The organism is Providencia sp. SP181 (assembly GCF_050446505.1).
Classification (GTDB): Bacteria; Pseudomonadota; Gammaproteobacteria; order Enterobacterales; family Enterobacteriaceae; genus Providencia; species Providencia vermicola.
This window is the reverse complement of sequence record NZ_JBBPXM010000016.1, coordinates 1-24,933: the sequence shown is the minus strand read 5'-3', so window position 1 is coordinate 24,933 and position 24,933 is coordinate 1. Positions and strand designations below refer to the sequence as shown.

Below are 24,933 nucleotides of genomic sequence, written 5' to 3'. Positions count from 1 at the left end.
GATTAATTAAATGATATAACTTAATAAAATAGCGTGACGACAACCGTATCTGTATATTTGCCTGATGGCGGCCATTCTTGAGGGGGAATTGCCCCATAAACAACCACTTGTTGACTTTGTCCATCTGAAGACACTTTATCGACAGTATTGTGGTGAATAGTATCTCCCCAAACTGTTGAATAAGCGGCATCTTGATAGAGTTGGTAGCTAACACAATTTGTGTCAGAACACAATTGGCGGCTGTTTTCTTTAAAGTGTAAGCCTTGGCCTAATCCGAGGGAAAATGCGGTGCCCGTCGGGCAGGTTGCCGATATTCTGGCTGTTGTTTTTGCTGATAACTTTTGGCCACTCACCGGAGATAACGAGCCAAAATTCATGTCGCTAATATTATCTATTTGGCACCCTTGTTTGACATCAGCGGTTGCCGCAGATTGAACTATTCGTATGTTTGTTTCCGGCATCGCTTCACATGACAGCAATTGGGATTCTTGCTGAGCCACCATGTATTTTATGACTGTCATAAAGCCATAGTTGTAATAAGTCCACGCGGCGAGAGACATCTGTTTTGGGGCTATTTTAGCCGCCAAATTAAAATAGGCCTCTTCTGTTGAACCATTCGGCAACCGATAGTCTAGCTGGGCATATTGCGGGGTAGAGCGGCTTAAAGGGATAGACTGGTTATTGAGTGGATAAACATTGAAATAGAGCGTATTTGCTGGGGTGCTATTTGTCCGCATGGCAAGTGGTGCCTCATCTTGCAGGCGCAGGCATGCTCGTATAAAACGGGTATCACCATCATAATTGTTGCAGGTAAAAACTACTTTCCCTGTTGTTGTAGATGTTTGCCCTTGTGTCACTGTGCCAAAATTAAATTGTGTCCCTGAGCCATTCCAGCAATTAGCACTCGCAAATGAAACAGCGGGTAGACTAATTAGTACGCATAAGAGTATATTTTTATTTTTTAGAAACATATAACCTCTTTTTCAACAAATGCTTCAGCGCTATCATTCATTTGAGGTAGAGAAATCTGACATTTTCCTTTCGGCCACACGACATCGATCGATTGCACTGTCTGCCAATTTTCTAAATAGATTTGACTACCATACCCGACGAGGGTTTTTTCTACATCATCATTTGAAGCGTTATTACGGTGAATGGATACCGATGCAGCAAAAGGTATTTCAATGCCGCTGTTTTGCTTCACGTTTAATAATAGTGCATTTGCTCGGTATAAATTAAAGGAGACTAATGTGCCATTTCCTTCACGAGGCACAATGATTTTTTCAGTATCCTTAATACGGTAATCGGCAGATAATGACAAAGCATTAATTCTTATTTTTTGCGGTTCGTATCCATATAAATCATTTAGCAGTAAACGCCCTTGTTTGTCTGTTTTGCCTACCTCAATATTTTGTAAATAAATTGGGATATCAGGCACGCCTGAAGTATCTGCTATTGCAAATGCATTGCCTAATCTTCGCATAAAATAGACATGTTCATCGAGAACACCAATAGCACCATTGCTACTGACATAATAGTTATTATCATTACGGTCGCGGTTATAACCCACTTGCCATTCATTTGATGCACTTCGATTGATAAGATCAATATGAAGATTATTATTTTCGCCAAGCTGTTGTGTTATTCCGCCACCCCAGCCACTCTTGTCAGGCAGTAAGTTATGGCGATATTGAATTTGCTGGTTCACACGCTTATTGTCATAGTTTGTCTGAAGAGAGACATAGTTTTCGGTGGATAGCGGAATACTCACCATTAAATACATTGAGCTATTTTGCCGACTCCCTAGCTCTCTTGCACCATTAATGGATACTGTTAAAAAATTAGTATAGGTTTTTGACCAAGATAGATTGGCATATTGTACTTGAGTCGAAGGGTAATCTCGGGAAATCCAGCCGCCGCCAAGGGTTCCCAATGTCTCAAAGGACCAGCTCATGAAGGCATTATCTGATTTTCGTGGCATTAAATTACCCGTCTGAGTTGCTACATCGGCATAATTATTTTCGCGTTGCTGATGATTGACGGAGAGGCTAAATTGGCTATTATTCCACTGCCAACCTGCGCCCCATTGTGTTCCGGATTGATTTTGGTATTGGCTCCAAGCCATATTACCTTGTATTACCCCTAAATAAGGGGCAACTAGCCAATGGTATCCCGCACCAATATTTTGTAATGCGCTATTGGTTTCATTATGGCCTGTTAGTGTCAAATTATCGGTGACACCGTATCGGCCATCGCCGACAAGCATTAATTTAGAATTATAGCCAAAAGATCGTTCGTTATAATCTTCTCTCAACCAGCCTAAGCTGAGATCCCAAGTATAGAGCCCCTTCGAAATGAGTTGATTTGTATTATAAAGGGAGACATCGATTTTTTGTTGCTGGCCATTAATGTCGGTAATAATCAGTTGAGCATTACCCGCGCCTGAAAAGTGTGGTGCTGTATTGAGTGTAAATTGCCCTGGGTCGACACGTTGTGTACTATTTCTTATACCATCAATATACAGATCAACGGTTGAGGGTAATACCGCTGTATTACTGTAAATCGGTTTTGAGGTAATATTATAATTAGGTTGTACGGTATAATTATGTGATAAATGGACGCCACCAAAACGGACTTGGTTACTCCATGACTGGCCCCCAGTAATCCCATCCCCCAACATGAATGTGTTTAATGTATCGACATTACTCGTTTGCCATGTGGTCATTAACCGATTGAATTTATTATCAGTCGATTGAGGTGTTCGTGATAATTGGTTATTAAATGAGGTTGTTAGGTGGCCGGAGCCGTAGCCAATTAACCGTAATTCAGTAAATGCGCTTATATTCTTACTGTATGTATCATGGCTAGCAAATAGATCATAATTAAGGACGCCACCTTTAATTTCAGGGGCAATTTGGTTTTCAGTCAATAAAAAACCTTGGCCAGGAATATTGGGTTTTTGTGCCCCTGCTAGCCAATGTTCACTCGCCATAATGGATAGAGATTGAGAAAGAGGGTCGTAATCAATCTTTATACCTTGTTGCGGCGTTAATTGTACCCATCCATCTTGCTTAGCTAAATTATCCGTATTTAATGAAAGTGCTTTAATTTCAGATTCAGATAGCCAAAAGGTATCACCTTCTTTTCTAACTTCCACAAAATTAGGCAAAGCGCGCTTGTTAATAGAAACATCGAGGTAAAGCGTTTCAACCGTATTTGCAGTCGCAGGGCATAGGCCAAAAATAAAAAGGCTAACGAGTGCTGATAGAGAATGTTTGTGGTTCATTATGCTCATTGAGCGTCACTTCTATGTTTTGTCCAGACGAAAGATGAGCAGGTAATGGCCATTCCATTTGATTATTCGCGAGTACATAGCCTAACAACCCTTTGCTAACAACCACCTTTTTACCTTGATTTGTGATTGCAACATCACTTAGTTTTATATGTTGGTTATTTTCGTTGCTGACTTTTAATAATGCCGGTGTTGTTGATTTATCAATCCAGACATGAATTTTTGCATTATCAATAGGTGTGGATGGTGTATTAATAAATATGGGCAATGAATAACGCAGTAAAAAATTAATCGCGCCCCCATTTTGGGCTTCATCACTGCCGGGTAATTCGTCAATAATTAACCGATAAGATAGCTCTGCATTTGTTGTTTTTTGATTAGGCAAAATAATTCGGATCATTTGTTGTTGGCCTGACGGAATATCCGTTAACGGTGGGCTAACAATAATATCTTTTGTCTCTATGAGTTTATTTTCACCTGCATCTTGTTGCCACAGGAAAACCCTAATTTGTGCATTAATGGCACTTTCCCCCGCATTAGAGACATAGACAGCCTTTGCTTTTTCATTTTCTGAAAAATCAATATTAACGGGATAAACTTGTAATGTCGCAGCATGGCTTGAAAGCGGTAGCCATAGGGCAATAAAAATTGATATTCGGATAAAAAAATGGGCGAATTTAAGCATAAATTAACTGTATATTGGGAAAAGGGTCAGATATTGGAAAAAGGAGCCAATGAGACTCCTTTTTTATAGCGGAATTTAATAATCGACTAGAATAGAAACGGTGTCTTTATATTTTCCAGCTGGAGCTTGTTGTAATGAACTTGCTGCGATTTTACCATAAATCTTTAATTGTTGAGGCGCGCCAGTCCCTGTTTCGGTGGTTCCTGTGGTCATTGGGACTTGACCCGCTTGGTCAGTATATAATTTATAGGCGACTTTGTTACCATTACCATCATTAAGCACATAATCATGCGCCGCATCAGCGGTTAGTCTATAGTCAGTACCTTGAGTACAAACAACAGAAGCGGTAGCATCCGTCGTTTGGTCGCCAGCGTTACTGTATTGCTCACCAAAGTTCATATCACTGACAGAGACTGTACACGCCTTTAATACGGTGAGATAGACATTCATGTTGCCATTTGTACTTGATGATGTCGTTGTTGTACTTGCAAATGCAGTGACAGCCACACCGAATGTGCTCACTAAAGCGAGGTATTGAAATTTATTTAACACAGAATTACCTTTGAGAGTACGAGTTGATATTCCATTTAATTAACACAACATTTCACATTACACTTTGTTAATTAATTGTTTTAAAATAGCACCATTATTATCATTAATGAGTAAAAATAGCGTCAATTTAAACATTTCACGGTATTTTAGAATAAATTAATCGAAATGCAATCGTTGTGGCATAAACTCCGCAGGGGCAAGATCAATTTCACAATAAAAGATATCTAAAGTCATCACAAAAAAGACATATTGAGATATAAAAATATGAAAATATTATTTATACCAAGACAAAACAAAGTAATGAGAAATTATCACAAATAAAACAATGAAATAAGAAATCTTATTTTTTATAAAAAATAAAGATAAATATACTATAATTACATAACTTCAAAAAATTAAAATAAAAACTATTTAAATGAATAATAAAATTCAATAAAAAAAGATATTCCTCAATGAGATCATAAAGCATCGATCAAATGAAAAAACAGTTATCATGACTATTGCGATAAATAAATTGAAGGGACGTATTTTACAATAGTCACTGTTACAAGGTTTAAGTGACTGGTATACTAAAATTGACTATTTCGTTACTAAGGCTCTTTGTATGAATACATTTAAAGGACGTCATTCTACCGAGATTATCATCCTTTAGGCCTTACGCTGGAACTGCAAATACGGTATCAGCTATCGAGAGCTTCAGGAAATGCTCGCTGAGCGTGGCTTAAATGTTGATCACACGACTATTTATCGCTGGGTTCAACGCTATGCACCTGAAATAGAAAAACGGCTTCGGCGGTATTGGTGTAATCCCTCTAACCTCAACAATTGGCATTTAGATGAAACCTATGTGAATGGTAAATGGGTGTACCTTTATCGTTCTGTCGATAAGGGCTTGTTGCAAATAATAAATTTGTGCGTTTTTTGCTCGGTTTTAATCGGGTATTTCAAGCTAAAACGGTCTCTACATTGAATAATCTATTCATAAAGGCAGATCTCTCCTGCACTCGAAATTCGGGTTCGTCACGACGTAGCCATTTATCAAATTAACCTTTATTCAGTTTTCGCAACATTTCAAACCATTGGAGAGTTGACCACGCACGCTTAGCGGATTTGAAACCTCCTGTAGCCACAATCAATTTTTTAATCGGGGCGTGATCAGATTCAATCCGATTGTTGAGGGTTTTGATTTGCCGTTATTTCACGTCAGCTCGGAGTTTTCCTTCTTTAATTAAGTGGGCTATGGCGTAACCGTAAGCAGCATGCTTATCGGTGTTTAAGGTTTTGGGTTGCCACTCGGAGCGATAAGGTTTTAATATCCGTTTGAGAAATTTATAGGCGGCATAACGATTACGTTTAGGTGAAAAATAAACATCCAATGTCTCCCCCGTGTTTATCAATGGCCCGGTAAAGGTAAACCCATTTTCCATTCACTTTGACGCAAGTTTCATCGAGCTGCCAGAAGGGAACATCTCGAAGGAATTGATACTTTTTGAGTTTTTTACGAAGAAGTGGGGCATATTCAATAAACCAACGAAAAATCGTTGAACGGTGAACCGAAATTCCCCGTTCAGCCAGCATTCCGTAGCTTAACGGTGTAGAGCCATACCAACGTAAGCACCAAAGGATGATGGCTGGTGCAGAATGTTTCCATTTAAACTCGTTTGGTGGCAGGAGTTTACCCTAAAGTGGTGAACAATGTCGTGAGTGTTTATCACTTAGGTAATTTTTGCAACAAGCTCGTTACTCAGAACCTTGCAGTATCATTATTCCATCACTTCCTTATTTCTAATTTTTAGCTTTAAGTTTTTATAATTGGTTAAGATAAAGGCTTTTATTTTTAACTTACTACTAATTGGGTATGTTAGGCTTTTTTTTGATTTTGAACAAAAAAATTTTTTAAACATAATTTAATCTTAAATAAAGGTTTTTTAGTTCAAATATCCCGTTCCAGTAGTCACTGGATTAACATTTTTGATAGGTAATAATATTTTTTATTTACTAGTCATTGTGAATAAGTTAGATGGTACATTATGATCTCTCCAATCAAAGATGATATTTTTTTAAAAGTAATAAATAATCAGCTTAAACGTTATTTGCTTAATTACCGTAATATTGAAAATGAGACAAAACAGGGCATATTAAAGTATGGTTTAGATTTTGATATACCCTTTTCGTATAAAAATGAAATTTGCGATTTAAAAAAGAATATTCAATTACTCGGCGGGATGATTTCGAATAATGGAAAAAGCATCCACAGCAAATGGATATCCAGTGCTTGTGAACAATGCCGCACCGGAGAAGGAAGCTATACCTCCTTTTTATCATTAAAATGCCACCGTGACTGCTACTTTTGCTTCAACCCAAACCAAGAAAATTATGAATACTTTCAACATGAGATGCGTGATGCCATCAACGAAGTGAATGAAATGGCTGCACAGGGCTATCCTGCAACGCACATTGCGCTCACGGGGGGAGAGCCTCTTCTTTACCGCCATGAATGTATTGAATTTTTTCAGCATGTCCGCAACCGATTTCCACTGGCTCACACTCGGCTCTATACTGCAGGAGACCCTTTAGATCGTAAAACAGCGCTTGCACTTGCTGAGGCTGGGCTGCAAGAGATTAGGTTTAGCATTAAGATTGATGATCCCCCTGAAAAAATCGATAAAATTTTACGGCGTATTACGTTAGCAAGGCATATTTTTCCCTCGGTAATGGTTGAAATGCCTGTTATTCCAAATAGTGAACCGCAAATGTATGCACTTTTGCGCAAACTTGATGATATTGGTATTGACGGCATTAATTTGCTGGAGTTTTGCTTTCCATTAACCAATAGCCAAGCCTATCAATCAAGAGGATTTTTATTAAAAAATCCTCCTTATGAGATTTACCATAATTATTGGTATGCCGGAGGCTTGGCGGTTTCAGGTAGCGAGTTAGCCTGCTTGAGAGTGCTAGAATTTGCATTAAATGAAAACTTAGCACTTGGCGTTCACTATTGTTCCCTTGAAAATAAACACACAGGGCAAATTTATCAGAGCAATGGCCCGTTTAGAAAAATAGAGAATACCTTTTTTAATGCAGAATATTATCTCTTTTCTACGCAAGATTATTTTTATAAATGTGCGAAGATTTTTAATAATCAGAACAATCAATTGGCTGCCATCCTTAGCGCTAATAACATTCCATTTCATGAAGATTTACTTCATGGCTTTATTCAATTTAACCCAAAATATATTCCCGTATTCACTCAATTTCCGGATCTCTTCATCTTATTAGCCTCATACATTGTGGACACGGATAACCAAGAGAAATGGGTGTTAAAAGAAGTTCACCTCGAATGCACCACACCAACCAATTTTTTACTCACTGATATTGATGGGAGTTTATGTGAATAATAATGGCTCAGGATTAGAGTACTTTTTTGTACGCCAATTAACTTATGACCTTCTACGCCGATTATTTATCGAAGAGCCCACACCAGAATTATTACTGTATTTACGGGAAAGCGGGTTGCCCCTATTGGCATCTGGTCATCAGCAACCCGCCATAGCCAATGCATTGGCATTCATGCAGGCCGATTTATCGACCCGTAAGTTAAAACAAGGGGTTGCAGATTATGAAAATGTGCATTGGGATTTCACACGTCTGTTTATTGGCCCTGAAACCCTCCCAGCCCCACCTTGGGAGTCTGCTTATCTTTCCAGCGACCATGTTTTGTTCCAGCAATGCACGCAAGATGTCAAAAACATCTATCAGCAAAATGCCTTTTTCTTGCCGGATAATGAAATAGAGGCCGCAGACCATATTGGCTATGAGCTGGATTTTATCTGGAACCTAAGTGAAAAAATAACCACGTCACTTAAACACGATTTACAACTCACGGATGAGATAAATGGGCTATTGCATATCTCCGCTGAATTTATTGAGTCACACCTATTGACCTTTATTACGCCCTTTTGTCAGCAGATTTCAAGCCAAGCCGAAACACTATTTTACCAACAACTCAGCCATTTTCTGGAGGCTTTTTTACGCCACGATTTAAAACAACTGAATCAATTCATGAATTTATAAAAAGAACAAAATAAGAGGTAAAAGCAATGTCAAAAAGACCCATAATTGGTTTGAGCCGCCGTTCCTTTATTGCTTGGACATCCGCAGCCTCTGCGGTCGCGACGCTACCATTAAGCAAAAAACTACATGCATCAACATTACCTTCCACGACAGACGCACCCGCTGTTGTGCCTCCCACAAAAGGCACATGGAAACCCGTCGCTTGCTGGCATAACTGCGGCGGGCGCTGCGTTAATAAAGCATTAGTGTCTGATGGTATTGTCATTCGGCAAAAAACAGATGATGTCACCAGTGACTCCCCTGATTTCCCTCAGCAACGGGGTTGCCTCAGAGGCCGCTCCCAGAGCAAGCAAGTTTTTGGGGCAGATCGCCTAAAATACCCGATGAAAAGGAAAAATTGGGCACCCGGCGGCGGTGGTGATAAAAGCCTTCGAGGACGAGATCAATGGGTACGTATCAGTTGGGATGAGGCATTAGATCTCATCGCAACCGAAACAAAGCGGATCAGAGCCAAATATGGCAATGAGTCGGTATGGGTGACTGGCGGGAACGGCGTTGATATTCAGAAAGTCTATGCTGGTACTGGCGGATTTATCAAAGATTGGGGGACAACATCATACGGTGCATGGTTAGAAACCTCCACATGTATCGGTGTCGGTGAAGGGTATGATGGCTTTGGTATCAATGATCGGTTTGACTTAAGGCAGTCTCAGTTAATTATTCTCTGGGGAGCCAACCCTGCATGGAGCAGCCCAGGTTGCCCAACTTACAATTATTATCAGGCTAAAGAAGCGGGTGCACGTTTTATCTATATCGACCCCAATTATACTGCAACCGCAGGACTGATGGATGCGGATTGGTATCCGGTCAACCCCGGAACCGATCATGCTTTGGCCTTAGGGATTATGTCCGCCTTATTAGAGATGGACAGCCCCGAAAACCCATTAATCGATTGGGATTTTCTACGTCGTTGCACCGTCGGCTTTGATGAAGAAAGCATGCCAGTCGGTGTCGACCCTAAAGGGAATTTTAAAGATTACTTATTGGGAACCTATACGGGGGAACCGAAAACCCCTGAGTGGGCGGCTGAGATTTGTGGCTTGAGTGCCGCGGATATTCGCACTTTAGCCAAAGAAATCGGTGGTACATCCCGAGTCGCATTACTCACAGGCTGGGCACCCGCACGCATTCATAATGGGGAAGGCTGGGTACATGCCTTTTCAACATTGGGTTTTATGACTGGACATATGGGCCGCCCAGGTCGAATGACTGGGGTTAGCGTACACTATGCTGCGAGTAATAATGGCACCCGTATTGTTGAACCCGGCTCAAACGGTTTACCCCCTGTGCCAAATCCCATTAGCTTAAAAATCAACCATAATGAGCTAAATCGAGTCCTGCTGGAAAAGAAATTCCGCCAACCGGGTGTTGGGGATGTTGATGCAAACATTCAGATGATTGTGCACCCGTTTAATGCCACATTACAAACTCGGGCCAATATCCCTCAAGGGATTGAAGCATATCGAAAAGACGTGGAATTAGTGGTTACCGCCGCCTATGTTTTACAAACCTGCGCCAAATACTCGGACATTGTTCTGCCTGTGACGACAGAATGGGAACGAGAAGGTACTATTTTACAACCGAGCAATCGTGAAGTTTTAATTGCGGCGGTGAATGTTACCCCTCCGCTGTATGAAGCCAAAAGTGATCAATGGATTGCAAAAGAACTCGGCAAGAGACTTGGGGCGGATGTGGATGAAATATTCCCTATTTCAGAGAAGCAACAATTTTTCAATAAATTGAATGGCGCAACCATTATTGCGGAAGATGGAAAAACAAAAGAACCATTAATTACCATCACTCAAAAAGACATTGATGAGTGGCAAGTCACAGGTAATACACAGCAAGGCCGAATAACACTTAATGAGTTCCTTACTGTTGGAAAATACCAAGTCAAACGTACTGCGGATGATAATTATGGCTTTATTGCTTATGAAGATTTCGTCCGTGATCCAGAGGCTCACCCAAGAAAAACACCAAGTGGTAAGTTTGAAATTTACAGCCAGACATTGGTTGATAAGGCCAATGAATATGGGTGGACTAAATTACCACCTATCCCTGAATATATCCCTGCTGCAAGTGGCTATGAAGCCAGTTTTAAAGATTTTCCGAAAAAAATCAAAGGGGATTACCCATTCCAAGTATATAACCCCCACTATTTAAGAAGTTCTCACAGCACCCTAGATAATGTGCCGTGGCTTCGCGAGCAATGGTCCAGCCCGATTTACATTAATACCTCAGACGCCACAAAATTAGGGGTAAAACATGGTGAAACGGTACTGGTGAGTAGCCCTCAAGGTAAAATTCTTCGCGCCGCTTTCGTGACCCAGACGATGAAACCCGGGGTTGTTGCACTGCCCCATGGTCGCTGGACAGATATTGACGAGAAAACCGGAATTGACCATGCGGGTGCAGATAACACCTTAACAATCCAAATTGCAACGGGGCTTGGCACATCTGGGTGGAACACGATGCTATGTAATATTGAAAAATGGCAAGGTGACCCATTACCTCTTGATGTCAGTGTTCCACAACGGATTGTCCTTTAATGGAGGGGGGAAGAATGAATAACCAACAAGTGGGTTTTTATATTAATGTGGCTATGTGTATCGGCTGCAAAACATGCGTCGTTGCTTGCAAGGACAAAAATCATCTGGAAGTAGGTCGAAATTTCCGCCGAGTGTATGATATTGAAGTTGGTGAATATCCACGCCCTCGCAGCTGGCATTTATCCATTTCCTGCAACCATTGTGATGACCCTCAATGTGTCAGCCATTGCCCAACAACCGCGATGTATAAGCGTGAAAAGGATGGCGTTGTCCTCGTTGATCACAGTAAATGTGTTGGCTGCCGCTATTGCACATGGGCTTGCCCCTATGAAGCTCCTCAATTTGATCCAAGCTTAGGGATGATGACCAAATGTGATACCTGCCTTGATGTTCGTGAGCAAGGTGGCAATCCAATTTGTGTTGATTCTTGCCCAATGCGAGCCATTGAGTTTGGGCTAATCAGTGAATTGCGCCAAAAATATGGCACAAATGCAGATATTGGCGGTCTTCCAAGCGCCACTATCACGAAACCCAATCTGGTTGTCGGTACAAAAAAATAAGGAGACTTATCATGCATGAATTTCCGTTGGTGATATTCACCTTATTTATGCAAGCATCCGTAGGTTGCTTACTGTTTACGCTTTTGTGCTATTTCTGTGCATTTAGAAATAATGCGTCGGTAAGCTCGCTAATCACCCCCCCTATACTCGCAAGTTTTACTTTAGGTTGTATCGGGCTTTTGGGTTCCCTTTTCCACTTAGGGAATCCTTTCCACATGTTTTATACCTTACTGCATGCATCAACATCTTGGATGAGCCGTGAAGTTTGGGCAACCATCCTCTATATGGCACTGCTATTTTTCAGTACTGCCCTTTTGTTGTTGAAACAAAAAGCCAATACGCCATTATTGCTGTTAAGTGCAATTGCTGGCATTGCTTATATGTACACAATGTCGGCACTCTATGCAGACACCCTGTTTATACTCTGGGGCGGGGTATTCACCTACGTGAGTTTCTTTGGAACTGTCCTGCTGCTTGGCAGTGTCATCGCTGCGTTACTCTTCATGATACGATTACGCCGTTTAGGTTTAGGGGATGAAAACCAATTAAAAACTATCGTTAAACTGGCATTAATGACCAGTTTGATTGGTATTATTATGCTGCTACTGGGTGCATTATCGCTGCTTGGCAATATGGGCGAGCCTATTTATATGGGAATAACACCCCGAGAGCTTCCCGAAGGGCTCCTCAGTTTAAGCCTTTTACGTATCGTTTTAATTGCGCTAGGAATGCTGCTTATTGGTCGTTTATTGTGGCAAAAAGCAGGGCAAACATTCCCTGTCACCGCAATAATGTCACTGGCTACACTGTGTATTTTTGCGGGGGAAGGTGTGGGGCGGGTACTATTTTTTTCACTCGGGGGATAATTTTATATAGTACTTTGCAATCATAACCACCTGCGTAGTGGGTGGTTATCCCAGGCTTGTTACAACAAGCCCTTATTAAGGAAAGATGTTTTTGCCTTTAGTGTGATGAGTAAGGTAATCCCCTCCACGGGATTACCTGTTCTACACTTGCAGTGAAGCGTGTTTTTTTAGTCAATAAGTTCCTCGAGGATAACGACAGCGTTCAATGATAAGAGAAAGTAGTCCACAGAGAATAGCCAAAGCTGCGGCTGCAATACACGCTATGGCAATGCTACCCATGCTTATAGCCCATCCGCCAACAATAGCGCCAGACGCAATACCCCCATTTGCAGCGGAAATATTCAGGGTTCCAGCTACCGCCTTCCCGGTCTCTGTAGAGTTCATCACCCGAACCTGAGACAATGGGAATAGAGCTGTGTGTGCGATACCCCAAGCCACCAAGCAAACAACGAATATTGCAGTCTGTTGGGCAAAGATGGCTGCGCTTGCAGCGCCAATGGCCAAGACAAAGCAGAAGATGACCGTGGCTGCAAGCCCATGCTTATCCACCATACGTCCGGCAACATAGTTCCCAATGAGACCCACGGCACCGAAGCCCATCAACCACCATCCGACGTGGCTGGGGGCCACTCCTGCCGAGCGTTCCAACAAGTCCGCCAAGTAGGTGTACGCTGTAAAAATTGCAGTAAATATCCCTAGTGACAAGGCGAGATTGGCTAAAAAGAAGCGGTTCTTTAGGATTGCAATATCGGATTTTAGACTCCGCTGCGAATCAGCCGGGATCGTTGGCAAAACCTTATGAATCGCAACAGCCATAACAAGCGACATAACGGCCAAGACCCAGAAAGCCCCCCTCCAACCAACTGCATCACCAAGCACAGTCCCTAATGGAAGGCCAAGAAGCAAGGCGGCCGTAACACCAAAATAAACGTGTGCTACGGCCTTTCCCTCTTGCCCCCTTGGGCTGATTTGTCCGGCGGCCTCGCTGCCGACGCCCCAGAAGACAGAAACCAATGCAGCCGGGAGCAGGCGGACAAACATCAGGCTCCAGTAGCCGGGCGCCATCGCAGAGGCTGCATTGCCAATGGCAAACAGCACCAAAATCCATGTGAACAGCTTGCGCCTCTCATATCGCGACAGCCAGGTCGCCATTACTGGCCCGACAACTGCAACCATCACGGAAAAGACAGTTACCAGTTGGCCGGCCATCGGGACAGAAATATTCAAGTCTCTGGATAGCGTCGGGACCATGCCGATAACGACGAACTCTGTTGTAACAATGACGAACGCTGCCAGGGCAAGAATCCATATTGCCCAGTTTGTCCGTTTACTTTCTGAAAGAGCTATTCGCTCATGCCTCATGAAACTCATCTCCAAAGTTTGTTGATAGGTGTATCATATTGTGATATAAACTCGTCGTAAATATAGTTTAATGATGCACTAAATAACGGAATGCGTTATAATGGACATGCGCGATATTGAAATCTTTTCTGCCGTCGTCTCGATGGGGAGTTTTTCCAGGGCAAGTCGCCGTCTCGGGATCAGCGCCATGACGACGACACGAGTAATTGCATCCCTGGAGCAAGAACTAGGCTGCCGGCTGTTCCACCGCACAACAAGAGCAGGTTCACTAACACCAGAGGGAGAGGTGTTACTGCCTTATGTTCGCTCCATGCTGGATATGTGGGAGTCAGCCAGAACTGCGGTAATACCAGAGCCAGGCACAGCTTCTGGGACACTTCGGCTCACTTGTTCAAACGTCTTCGGACGCGCGATCATGGTTCCCCTTTTACACGAACTTCAAAAAATTCACCCACATGTCTCAATAGAGCTAATATGCACCGACGATCACCTTGATCTTGTCGAAAACGGCATAGATGTCGCTATTCGTTTCACTCACCCAAAAGACTCTACGTTGGTCGGACGAAAGTTGTCGGAAAACCCCCGTCACCTCTACTCCTCACCAAGCTACGCCGAGGAATTCGGTCATCCGACTCGGCTTCAGGAATTAAATAGCCATAGAGGAATCCGAGCATTGTCGATGAAGCATTGGCCATTCATGGTTGGTGATGAGCTAAAGCAAATCGGCGTCCCAGGAAACTTCGCGTGCAACAGTGCTGAGGGAGTAAAAGCTGCCTGTACCCAGGGAATAGGTCTGGCATTGCTAAGTCAATGGGACGTGCAAAAGGCAGTCGAAGCTGGCGCTTTAGTCCGTGTCACGCTTGAAGATGCGACTCCTCAAAATTTGCCGATATGGGCACTTTTTCCCACAGCCAAGTGTGTCCCGGCACGTGTAAGAGTGTTGATTGACCTACTCGAACGCACTCTTGCATAGACTATTGTGTCTCATTATTTGAAGTTAAGAGGTTGTCATTACGTAGAACAGTTGCCCACCTACGGTGGAAACTAAGGCTCTGTCAGAGTTGTACTTTATTTAGACTTCATCGCTCGCTATAATCATCAATGCATATACCTCGCCCCGCAAAACTTCTTTTCCAGATTGATGATGGCTGGAACCAATTACTCATTAAAAACGGTTATGCTGTCCCCGAGTGGACTAAACTCGTCATCGAGCGCATGCTTGCCTGCGGAACAGGGCTATGGGCATTCGCCGTTATTGTTGCACTTCGCCTGTCTGCTCTCATACAAAATATTTCTGCCAAAGCTGCAAAAGTAAAGGTTGCAACGCCTGTAGTGTAAAAGCCACAGAACAGTGGATTGCACCGCAACAACACATTCTCCCCGATTGTGAATGGCTGCACATTACCTTCACCATGCCCGATAAACTCTGGTCCGCTTTTACAAACAATTGGCCGATTCTCAACCAACTTTTCGCCTGCGCCGCCAATACCCTGCTCAAATGGGCAAAAAAACTCAGTATCGAAATCGGCCTGTTTGTCACCCTGCATACCTACGGGCGTCAACTGAATTCCCATCCACATATTCACCTATCCGTGACTTGCGAGGGACTTTGCCTCAAACACGGCATCTGGCGGCCCATCTTTTTCAAAAAAAGATCGTTGAGCGTTACTGGCGTCAAGCTATCATTGCTTTACTATGGAGAAATTACGCCGCATTTAACTTACTGGCTGAGGGCTATCCACATATTCGTGACTATCGCGAATGGTGCCAATTTCTTGAGGCTCAGTGCCAGCGCCGCTGGGAAATTCAAATAACCGTATAAAAAGAAATCTAAACGAGGAAAATACAAACAACCGCTGTTCGATAAAACTGATAATCGACATTGAGTATAGCGATTAGAATATTAGAGCAAAAAAGACATCCAGCTTCCTAACCACCAAGACTTCGTTTCATCTTTTTAGTCGAAATCGGTAATTTACGCATCTTTTTATCAGCTAATAAAGCTTCACGTGTGCCAACTGCCATCGGCCGAAGTTGTCCATTGGGAAATAGGTGTGGTCAATGTTCTGAAAGGTTCCCGATAGCCTCCTTTAACGGGAGATGTTGCTTTGGCGGCGTCTGTGAGATGGCTTTTTTTCTAAAGGAATGACAACCTCGCCCTTTTTTTCGCAGACGGGGGCATAACTTTTTTAGGGTGTTGGATAGGTGCTGTTTTGGTGGATTTATTCGGTTTACACTGTGTATTGATAACGACCTGTTTACGGCGACGTTAAATAACCGATTCGGTACTTTCCGACTCTTTTTCTATCGTCGGACGTTTTAACGTCAGTGTTTTGCGCTCCATTCCAACCTCACACCAAAATCGTTTTGTCATCAATGCATTAATAGCAGGTTATCATGAAATTTCACCTAAATCACCCGCCCGTAGGGCTGTAGACGGCAAATAGTGTGGCAGATAACGAATAAAGGTTAGGGCCGTCGAGACCCGCGTCAGCGGTTACGGACTGTTTAATGCCCCTATCCGTCCCCTGTCCCGGTTAAGCCTAATGAAAGTAAAACCGTTATTTTGTTTATTTGACCCTTTAAAAAACGCAGTGAGACGGGCGAGAGGCATCGCCTCGATGAACGGCTGTAGCTGCGCGTTAAGGTGGCCATCGGCCAGCTTTACGGGGGCAATGGCACAATGCTGACACCGTTTTCTGAGCGACAGCCATTTATGGCTTGTAAGCAAAGACTTTATTGGTTTTATCTCTTTAGAGTGTGCGGCTTGAAAAAGCAAAGCCGCAACTCCTTATTTATAAGGTCGTTTAGTTCAGAATCTAAAAACGAATTTAACTATAGAACCCCAAACAAATTCGAAGTTAATTGATGTGTATAACATCATTCGAAGTTAAGAGCATAAATAGCAACCGAAAATAGGCTAGCAGTCATCATCGCGACAATTTGAGCGATTGAGACAACCTCTTTATGCCTCAAAAAACAAGCTGTCCGGATTTAGGGCGAACGGAACCTCCGCCAGTCAAGGCGGTAAATTTAGGGGGATGAATTAGGAGTCGAGCAAATGTTTCAAGTAATGCAGGTAGATAGCCTTCCCTTGAATACTTGGGTACAAGGATTTCATTTTGCGCTCGAAGGCCATGACGGCCGCAATAGGCTGCGTTACCTTCCAGGCTTCAAAGCGTCGCCAGGCGACGTGTTCAGCGCTTTCTGGCGCTTCCAAACTTTTGGCTAGCGCTTTCTTTTCCTTCAGGGCCTTAGCTAAATGTTTCTTTTCGTGTTTGAGCACTTCATCTTTCCCAACCACGAGGGTTTTGAGCTTGTTCAGCAAGTTACAAAGTTTGTGCTTAGTGTCGAGTGACGCCACATTTGCGCGCGCAAGTCGCAAGACATGTTGGGCGTAGCGTTTTTGGTAGCTCTCTTTTAATCCCTTCTTTTCCATCCAACGGCTAAAACTAGCGACCACTTCACGCAGTTCTAACGCAGAAAATCCGAGTCCATGGAAAAATTCAGGCCGTATCCAAATACGCATCGCTTTGTATTGTTTGGCCTCGATATCAAAATCACGGTCAATGACAATCAGGTTGGCTTGTTCCCAGTCGCGCAATGCGTGTAAAATCGGGTCGTAACTTTTGCGCCCACAGTCATAGCGATACAGTTGTCCACACAACTCGGCCAACTTCTCCACCGAGCACATCACTTCAAACAGTGCATCACTTTCAGGGTTATAATCTGCATAAGCAATCATGGCCATCGCTAACGCATCAAAGGTTTCTCGACGCTCTGAACGCACAGATATCCGTTGCTTTCGGCTATAACGCAGTTGGTAAATATGGGGGTTCCGGTTCCAATCGTGACGCTTTAAGGCCGCAGCAAAGCGACGTACAGGTACTAATTTCGGTAATTGCCCTAAAAATTTTGGCGCATAATGCCGATGAATTTTACCGATGGAACAAGGAATTGTAGGATTTGAAGTGGCATTATTCATGCTTCTCCGCACTTATGTTGTACGGAAGGAGTTGAATTTTTTTGCGCATAATTCTATACTCCCCATTAGAAGTTCAACATACCCCTAACGGAATTACTCTGACAACCCCTGATAATCTTTCAGTCCGCCAAGATAGAGAAGATATCAGGGGTTTTCTATTTGGGTTTACAGCACATTTTGTGTGTTTCATCCCATGTCTTGCCACCTTATAGCGTGGTCACTTTAAGCTTAATTTCTTTTATTCTTTAACTATACTTTTAAAATATGTCTGCATTACTGTTTGAATTGTTTTATCTAGTTTTTCTTGTAATTGTTTTGGCATCCGATTAAATTCGTAACTAAATCCTCGATCCTTCACTCGTTTTCTCGCATAAGTATTTTTATCTTCAAAATCCCAAAGTTGTTTTACTGTAACTTCATTTTTTTTATTTTTAGAGACTAACTGCTCTGTAATATTTTTTAATGTAGTTAAAATTGTTTTCTTTAATTCATCAGATGCTATTTTATTTATGTCTATTAGTCTTTCAATTCCTTCATTAACATCATTAATGATGTCTTGCTTAATAAGCTTTTTTGAATCAATAAGTTGGTCTATAGTAAGCAATATTTTATAATCGCTATAAGCCAATTCAGATTGAACCGGGAATAATGCAATAATGTCATCTGGTACCGAAGCTGCTTGAATTGCTCGAGTAACCTTTGCCGCAGATAAATTCTCAAAAAGAGCAATCTCTTTTTGTGACATCCCCTTCTCTCGTAACTTTAAAAGCCGCAGTCCAACTTCTCTTAAGTTATGTTCTTTTGAAGTTTGAATATCGAGAGCCAATTGCCTGGCATCATCATTACTGATTTCTGAATCTGTGACTAAAACAGATAATCCAACATGACATAATAAAGCAGCGGCACGTCGTCTTGAGCCATCTAAAATTTCGATTTTTCCATTTATTTTGTGGCCAATAGCAGGAAAAAATTGTTGTAACTTAATGGTTCTTGTAATATCCGCAAGTGACTCTGGCGTTAATGCTTTTTGATCTCGACCATTAACTAAGAACCTTACAAAAGTTTTTTCTGCTAATTCATCAGCAGGAATGTCAATCAAATAAAAAATAGCTGACTTACCTGATTTAAGCATAAAACGTTGTGAGTACTTTTGATCCGTTGCTAAATGCGTTAACGTTGAGGCACTCAACGTTCTTCCGATAGTTTTTCTTTTAGTTTGCATAATAACCTCTATTCAAGCGAAGAAATTCCACCCGATCAAAAACAGCTTTAGAGAAGTCTTCCGCAGCAATTTTTGCACTTTTTAACGCATCAGTACTGCCAATGTATGTGGCTGGATTAGCAGAAACAACCGTGTCAAATGATTCGCCGCAACGTTCAAACCCATCGAGTCTTGGCAAGGTAACATCTAACATATCTCCACCAAAAATTTCCTTTGCTAAACTATGGCATAATTTATGATCTGTTTTATTGACTAATTTAGACATAAACCCAATGTTACTGATCAAATTAACGCTGACCCCCGTTGATTCTATCAAGTCAATGAGCTCGGGTAAGCGAGTTAAATATTTTAATGTTGAGTGAAAATCAACTTGTGCAGGTGGTACCGGCGTCATTAAGATATCTGCTGCTGCGATTGCATTAGATAAAAAAGCATCAAGATGAGGACCACTATCAATAAAAATAAAATCATAATCTTGTTTAATTTTATTGATAATATTCTCACGTAAAACAGTATAAATATTATGTCCAGATAAATGTTCTGCACACAATAACTCCCATTGAGATGCAATAAATGCATCTTCAATAGACGCTGGAATAACATCTACGCCTTGTACAACAGAAGGTAAAATAAACTCGTTAAATAATTCCTCACGGCTAACATTCTGTAACATTGCTTGAGCGGCAGTTGTATCAACAGTTCCAATAGATTGCATATGATTCAAAAACATCGTCGCAGATGCCTGAGGGTCAAGATCTATCACTAAGATCCTAAGATCCTCATATATTAGATGAGGATGCGTACGTAATGCATGTGCTAATGATACTGTACTGACGGTTTTTGATACCCCTCCCTTTAAATTACCAACAAAAAAAGTAAACGCTTCAGAATAACGATCACGGTATTTTGGTACACCGCGGTGATGATAAATATCGATAATATTTTGGATCGTCATCGCATATTTTGATGCTGTTCCGGCTTGTCTTTTTTCAAATAAGTATCCATCATTCTCCATTTCATTGACGGCATAATCGACACTAGCTCGAGTAAGTTTAGGTAATTTAGCGACCGCAGCTTTAGAGTAAACTTGATAATAAGTCGTTTCATTGAGTTCTTCTTTTTGCGATTGAACTTGAGATGTCAATGACTGTAACAATTTTACAGAACGGCTTGCTATTTTGTTGAACTGATTATTTACCCTAACCATGCTAGATAATCTCCGTATGCAGCATTCTTAACTAGAACGAATAATCCTACATAAATTAGACATTGTAAACAACCTTTACAGAATTATTTTATCTCCATCAAAAAATAAATTATAATGCATTGATAAATATGAAATTAGTTATAAAATCAGGAAAGTATTTCAGTCTGAAATCGCCAATATTAATAGATCTACGAAAAATTAAAAGCCTATCCCAATAGAATTTTATTCCAGACAATGAAACCACAGGAGAAATACAGCATGGTCTCGTAATTCTCAGTCTTTTTTTTCAATGAGTTAGTACGGACGGAATCAATTCATCCAGCTGTGAGTTCTTTCAACAACCCAGCGATACGCTTTAAAATCCGTCGTTCAGATGGCTTCAGACTCTTCTTTTCGTGACTGGACGGCGACTCTTCAGGTAGGCTTCCAGCCATTCTACTTCATAGTCTTTATCCATGCACAGTCGAAGCTTTCTGACAGGTCTGCCCGTCTGAATAGCTTGGAAAGTATCCGTATCATGAGTATTTGCCCCTACGACGGCCAGTGAGAGAGGAAGTCCGTTACCGTCGATCATCAGACTCCGCATTACTCACTGTTTTCACCGGCCTGTGGGGTTACGACCTTTTTTTTGCTCCTGCCAGCGGTGATTTGGTTATACAACCATTTATCGATAACCATAACTAGTCGATTCTACCCAATTGCTCACAGGCAAGTAATCCGTTCTGTCAGAAGCGCTCAAAAACCCCGGCATCACAGCACTCCTAAAAACGGTGGTGGCAAAGCTTGATGAGCAGATACCTGTCGCATTGAGTGCATTCCACTGGTAACCGGTTCTGAGCACAAAGAAAATAGCGTTCCTTGCAGCACAATTATCGGCACGTTTACGGTATTTATTCAGCGAATGACGGGTTTTGTGCCCAGGGATTAGTGGAGCCATTTTTTCCCAAAGTTCATCGCTGATCTGCCATTTGCTGCCTGCCACATTTTTCCTCAGAAATTGCCATTATGTATTAACTGACAATTCCTTCTGGGATAGGTTCTAAGAAGATATTTTATATTTAATAAAAAAGATTAATAATATTAAAAGTAAATAAGTAAATAAGTAAATAAGTAAATAAGTAAATAAGTAAATAAGTAAATAAGTAAATAAGTAAATAAGTAAATAAGTAAATAAGTAAATAAGTAAATAAGTAAATAAGTAAATAAGTATTATATAAAATTAGTTTACTTATCAATAATATTCTTTAAAATCATTCTCCCCATCATTTTATTTATTGTAATAAATTGATTTTTAATGAAATTATTAAATTGCAACTAAATATTTCACTCTGAAATCACCACTATATTGAAAATATAATATCTAATATGGTTATCTAAAAGAAATGTCAAAGTGCATCATCGCATCCAAAGTAAATATCTTAGTATACACATCCGTAGAGCTGGATTTTTTGTGGCCTAGATACGATTGAATAAGTTTTAGCGGGACACCATGAAAAATTAAATGCATGGCAAAGCTATGACGAAATGTCTTGCATGTAATGGGATCAACAAGGTAATCAATCCCTTTGGCATTAGCTTGCTCAACGGCCGCACGTAACCAATTACGGACAGTGTTATCACTTTGTATTGGCCAGATTTGACTTTGATTTTTATAACGCATTGTCACAAAGTAACTTTTCATCAGCTGAACATAGTGTGGATCAAAAAGTGCAACGACCCGTTTAGATCGCGATTTGGGCTTAACTTGCCCCACCTCATTCGGTTTTTCTCTTTGCTTTAATGTTCTCAGCACAACAAATGGGGTTGCTTCATCCAAGTGAAAGTCCCCTTTCGTTAATGCCAGCGCTTCATGGATACGTGCCCCCGTATTCCAGAGTGTTTCAATTAACGTCCGTTGATGTAAATCTGGCATAAAGGTGAGTAACTCATTCACTTCTGGCGCTAACAAATATTTTGGGCAATCCAAATCGGCAGCAATGGCTAAACTGCGTAATTGGCGAGCTCGCTCTAAATGCCCTTCTGATAACAGCGCTTGAGATTGGCGACGTAAAATTGATTTACCACTTTCAGGATTGATAGGGAAAAAAGTAGACATCATACAGCACCTTTATAATCATGATACTAATAGTTAGCAACTGTTATTGTTACTCTATAAAATAAAAAGTGACGCGGTAACAAAAGGTTGCCTATTCCCGCATGATGATCATCGGATCCTTTTTCCTTTTAGAGCCGATTTTTATCCCTGCGAATTTAGCTATTATCATGTTTTTTCCTTTAAACCGCAATAAGTTACGTATTCCAATAAATATCTTCCAATCAAATTAACAAGATATGGTGAAGATCTGCATTACGATCATACTAAATAAGGGAAAATAATCAGTATGTAGCCATTGCGGAGAATGACGGTAAAGCGCAATAATAAAAAACAAGAAGAATTGGTCAAAAAACAGGCTTCGCAGAACTTGTTAAGAGAGGATATCTAACCACCTCTAATATGATTCATTAAATAATGGTAAAAATGGCTTAAAATCGATTATAGGAAGATTTAGCTATGTAAGTCTTCTTTTGAAGAAAATGAGGGATGAACGAGTAAACAACCTGAACGCAACTAAAAAAAAGGGCACTGTTGCAAATAAAATGGTGGTGCTGAGTTTTTGGCGCTCAGTTATATTACAGCCCAAAAGCCCTGTTCACTAGACGCACTTCTCCTAATGGTTGTCCGTAATAAAAATGCTCAGCCTGACCTTTCCTCAATGCTCGCATCACTTCAATTCCTTTAATCGTCGCATGTGCCGTTTTGATGGATTTAAATCCTAAGGCCGGATTAATCACGCGCTTTAATTTTCCGTGATCACACTCAATCACATTATTGTGAAATTTGATTTGTCGATGCTCTACATGTGCAGGGCATTTACCTTCTTCTTTTAGAAGGTTAAGTGCTCGACCATACGGTGCCGCTTTATCTGTATTGATAACCCTGGGGATTTGCCAGTTTTTGGCTCGATTGAATATTTTTCTTAAAAATCGATAAGCTGCTTTGGTATTACGACGCGATGAGAGATAAAATTCAATGGTGTGCCCTCGACTATCGACAGCTCGGTAAAGATACGCCCATTTACCATTCACTTTTAGATAGGTTTCATCTAAATGCCAATTGTTGAGGTCAGAGGGATTACACCAATACCAACGTAACCGCTTTTCTATTTCAGGTGCATAACGTTGAACCCAGCGATAGATTGTCGTGTGATCCACATTTACACCGCGCTCAGCCAACATTTCCTGAAGTTCTCGATAACTGATACCGTATTTGCAGTACCAACGCACCGCCCAGAGGATGATAATGCCAGTGAAATGACGACCTTTAAATGCATTCATGAGGTAAGCTTCCGTAGTGGGCTGGTTAGCTTAGCATAATGAGCCATTCAAACTTTGCAACAGTGCCAAAATGTTTCCATTTAAACTCATTCGATGGCATGGCCTATTCCTAATAAGACATAATCAATACTGTGAGTGTTTCTCATCTAGATAATTTTTGCAACAAGCCCCATAAAGGCGGCTCAAACCTGGCTCAAAGCTCTGGTTTGTCACGGCACAGCCAGTCGTCAAAGCAAGCTTTTAACCTTATCATGCGATATACCTGATAATATCTCCTGGTTGGCACTCTAATACCTTACAAATAGCATCAAGAGTGCTGAAACGGATAGCTTTTCCTTTTCCGCTATTTAATATAGATAGATTGGCTTCTGTAATTCCAATTCTTTCAGCTAATTCTTTAGATTTCATTTTTTTTTCTTTTAAGACAGTATCCAAAGTAATAATTATTGACATTTTTAAATCACCAACTCATTTTCTTCTTTCAACTCTTTCCCTTTTTCAAATATATAGCTCAAAGAAAAGACCCCTGCACCCAGTAGTAGCTGCTGTAAACTATATAATTCAGTACTTATTATGGATATATAATCAGAGTTCCATTCATCAAGTATAGAATCAAAAAAATTACGAATATAAAAATTAGCAATATATCCAATAACAAGTATCAAACCTATACACTTTACATTTCTAATTCTGCTTTTCGTAAATACATTCCCATTACGCACACCTCTACAGAAAAGATACATTTGAAATAGGACAAGAATAATTACCAAATTGTCAATAATGAAATATAAACTATCTCCTGATGTCCACTCTATTATTTTCGCATCTTGAGGGAAAAATTGATTATTACTCCCTGACCAAAACAATAAATAAGCACAAACAACCGGAAGAGCAAACATTAAAAATAATAGTGTAGCCTCCAAGGTCAGACACAACCGAACTTGTATTTTATGCGAGTGAGAAAAATTCCTCATATTAATTTCCTATAGGCTTTAGCTTTTAAAAGCTAATAATTATTGATATTCGATAACTTGTCAAGACCAATTATCGAATATCAATAAATAAAAACACTAAGCAAAGACTCTATTTCATTGATATTATTGAAAAAATACTCTAAGTGAGAAACACCCAACGTTATTGGATT

Annotated in this window: 18 protein-coding genes and 4 pseudogenes; 8 read left to right on the top strand and 14 right to left on the bottom strand. The window is 40.9% G+C overall.

Annotated elements, in window-relative coordinates; all coding sequences use genetic code 11:
• Nucleotides 1-20 precede the first annotated feature (20 nt).
• The 4 genes from AABS66_RS18910 to AABS66_RS18895 form a co-directional block, all read right to left on the bottom strand.
• Nucleotides 21-971, bottom strand: coding sequence for a Csu type fimbrial protein (locus AABS66_RS18910; RefSeq protein WP_272573754.1), 951 nt, complete (start codon nucleotides 969-971; stop codon nucleotides 21-23).
• Nucleotides 962-3,286, bottom strand: a complete 2,325-nt coding sequence (locus AABS66_RS18905) for a fimbria/pilus outer membrane usher protein (RefSeq protein ID WP_430225298.1) — start codon at nucleotides 3,284-3,286, stop codon at nucleotides 962-964. Before AABS66_RS18905 ends, AABS66_RS18910 begins: the two co-directional genes overlap by 10 nt.
• On the bottom strand, nucleotides 3,252-3,977 hold the full coding sequence (locus AABS66_RS18900) for a fimbrial biogenesis chaperone (protein ID WP_430225297.1): 726 nt from the start codon (nucleotides 3,975-3,977) through the stop codon (nucleotides 3,252-3,254). Before AABS66_RS18900 ends, AABS66_RS18905 begins: the two co-directional genes overlap by 35 nt.
• Nucleotides 3,978-4,052: 75 nt before the next feature.
• The gene (locus AABS66_RS18895; protein ID WP_430225296.1) at nucleotides 4,053-4,529 is read right to left on the bottom strand and encodes a spore coat protein U domain-containing protein; all 477 of its coding nucleotides are present in this window, start codon (nucleotides 4,527-4,529) and stop codon (nucleotides 4,053-4,055) included.
• A 604-nt stretch (nucleotides 4,530-5,133) separates the two neighbouring features.
• Here AABS66_RS18895 and AABS66_RS18890 point away from each other — a divergent pair.
• Nucleotides 5,134-5,415: pseudogene (locus tag AABS66_RS18890) on the top strand (IS6 family transposase); the annotation flags it as partial.
• A 58-nt stretch (nucleotides 5,416-5,473) separates the two neighbouring features.
• On the opposite strand, the pseudogene AABS66_RS18885 reads toward AABS66_RS18890, so the two are convergent.
• Nucleotides 5,474-6,200 (bottom strand): annotated as a pseudogene (locus tag AABS66_RS18885) (IS6 family transposase).
• 359 nt (nucleotides 6,201-6,559) lie between these two features.
• Here AABS66_RS18885 and AABS66_RS18880 point away from each other — a divergent pair.
• The 5 genes from AABS66_RS18880 to AABS66_RS18860 are packed head-to-tail and all read left to right on the top strand — an operon-like array spanning nucleotide 6,560 to nucleotide 12,638.
• The gene (locus AABS66_RS18880) at nucleotides 6,560-7,927 is read left to right on the top strand and encodes a radical SAM protein (protein WP_430225295.1); all 1,368 of its coding nucleotides are present in this window, start codon (nucleotides 6,560-6,562) and stop codon (nucleotides 7,925-7,927) included.
• The gene (locus tag AABS66_RS18875; protein WP_430225294.1) at nucleotides 7,920-8,603 is read left to right on the top strand and encodes a TorD/DmsD family molecular chaperone; all 684 of its coding nucleotides are present in this window, start codon (nucleotides 7,920-7,922) and stop codon (nucleotides 8,601-8,603) included. Before AABS66_RS18880 ends, AABS66_RS18875 begins: the two co-directional genes overlap by 8 nt.
• A 26-nt stretch (nucleotides 8,604-8,629) precedes the next feature.
• The gene (locus AABS66_RS18870) at nucleotides 8,630-11,212 is read left to right on the top strand and encodes a molybdopterin-dependent oxidoreductase (RefSeq protein WP_430225293.1); all 2,583 of its coding nucleotides are present in this window, start codon (nucleotides 8,630-8,632) and stop codon (nucleotides 11,210-11,212) included.
• Nucleotides 11,213-11,226: 14 nt separating this feature from the next.
• Nucleotides 11,227-11,772, top strand: a complete 546-nt coding sequence (locus AABS66_RS18865; protein WP_430225292.1) for a DMSO/selenate family reductase complex B subunit — start codon at nucleotides 11,227-11,229, stop codon at nucleotides 11,770-11,772.
• Between the two features lie 11 nt (nucleotides 11,773-11,783).
• Nucleotides 11,784-12,638 carry a dimethyl sulfoxide reductase anchor subunit family protein gene (locus tag AABS66_RS18860; protein ID WP_430225291.1) on the top strand — a complete coding sequence of 285 codons (855 nt, stop codon included), beginning with the start codon at nucleotides 11,784-11,786 and terminating at the stop codon, nucleotides 12,636-12,638.
• Between the two features lie 171 nt (nucleotides 12,639-12,809).
• Here AABS66_RS18860 and AABS66_RS18855 read toward each other — a convergent pair whose 3' ends face one another.
• A complete protein-coding gene (locus AABS66_RS18855) occupies nucleotides 12,810-14,000 on the bottom strand; it encodes an MFS transporter (protein ID WP_430225290.1) in 1,191 nt (396 codons plus the stop codon).
• A gap of 100 nt (nucleotides 14,001-14,100) precedes the next feature.
• On the opposite strand from AABS66_RS18855, the gene AABS66_RS18850 reads away from it, so the two are divergent.
• Both AABS66_RS18850 and AABS66_RS18845 read left to right on the top strand, forming a co-directional pair.
• Nucleotides 14,101-14,973 carry a LysR substrate-binding domain-containing protein gene (locus tag AABS66_RS18850; protein ID WP_430225289.1) on the top strand — a complete coding sequence of 291 codons (873 nt, stop codon included), beginning with the start codon at nucleotides 14,101-14,103 and terminating at the stop codon, nucleotides 14,971-14,973.
• A 128-nt stretch (nucleotides 14,974-15,101) separates the two neighbouring features.
• Nucleotides 15,102-15,807, top strand: a pseudogene (locus AABS66_RS18845) (IS91 family transposase); the annotation flags it as partial.
• 1,239 nt (nucleotides 15,808-17,046) lie between these two features.
• Here the strand turns inward: AABS66_RS18845 and AABS66_RS18840 are convergent.
• The 8 genes and pseudogenes from AABS66_RS18840 to AABS66_RS18805 all read right to left on the bottom strand — a co-directional run bounded on the left by AABS66_RS18840 (nucleotide 17,047) and on the right by AABS66_RS18805 (nucleotide 24,763).
• Nucleotides 17,047-17,997 (bottom strand): RepA family replication protein, encoded by a 951-nt coding sequence (locus AABS66_RS18840; RefSeq protein WP_430225288.1) that lies wholly within the window; start codon nucleotides 17,995-17,997, stop codon nucleotides 17,047-17,049.
• 226 nt (nucleotides 17,998-18,223) lie between these two features.
• Nucleotides 18,224-19,207 (bottom strand): ParB family protein, encoded by a 984-nt coding sequence (locus tag AABS66_RS18835; protein WP_430225287.1) that lies wholly within the window; start codon nucleotides 19,205-19,207, stop codon nucleotides 18,224-18,226.
• The gene (locus tag AABS66_RS18830) at nucleotides 19,197-20,414 is read right to left on the bottom strand and encodes an AAA family ATPase (protein ID WP_430225286.1); all 1,218 of its coding nucleotides are present in this window, start codon (nucleotides 20,412-20,414) and stop codon (nucleotides 19,197-19,199) included. The genes AABS66_RS18835 and AABS66_RS18830 overlap by 11 nt, the downstream gene beginning before the upstream one ends.
• A 206-nt stretch (nucleotides 20,415-20,620) precedes the next feature.
• Nucleotides 20,621-21,396 (bottom strand): annotated as a pseudogene (locus AABS66_RS18825) (IS5 family transposase).
• A 387-nt stretch (nucleotides 21,397-21,783) separates the two neighbouring features.
• Complete coding sequence (locus tag AABS66_RS18820) at nucleotides 21,784-22,512, bottom strand: tyrosine-type recombinase/integrase (protein WP_430225285.1); 729 nt, start codon at nucleotides 22,510-22,512, stop codon at nucleotides 21,784-21,786.
• 572 nt (nucleotides 22,513-23,084) lie between these two features.
• On the bottom strand, nucleotides 23,085-23,789 hold the full coding sequence (locus AABS66_RS18815; protein ID WP_430225284.1) for an IS6 family transposase: 705 nt from the start codon (nucleotides 23,787-23,789) through the stop codon (nucleotides 23,085-23,087).
• Between the two features lie 249 nt (nucleotides 23,790-24,038).
• On the bottom strand, nucleotides 24,039-24,242 hold the full coding sequence (locus AABS66_RS18810) for a helix-turn-helix domain-containing protein (RefSeq protein WP_430225283.1): 204 nt from the start codon (nucleotides 24,240-24,242) through the stop codon (nucleotides 24,039-24,041).
• 2 nt (nucleotides 24,243-24,244) lie between these two features.
• Entirely contained in the window at nucleotides 24,245-24,763 is a 519-nt protein-coding gene (locus AABS66_RS18805; protein ID WP_430225282.1) for a DUF2975 domain-containing protein, read from the bottom strand.
• Nucleotides 24,764-24,933: the final 170 nt, after the last annotated feature.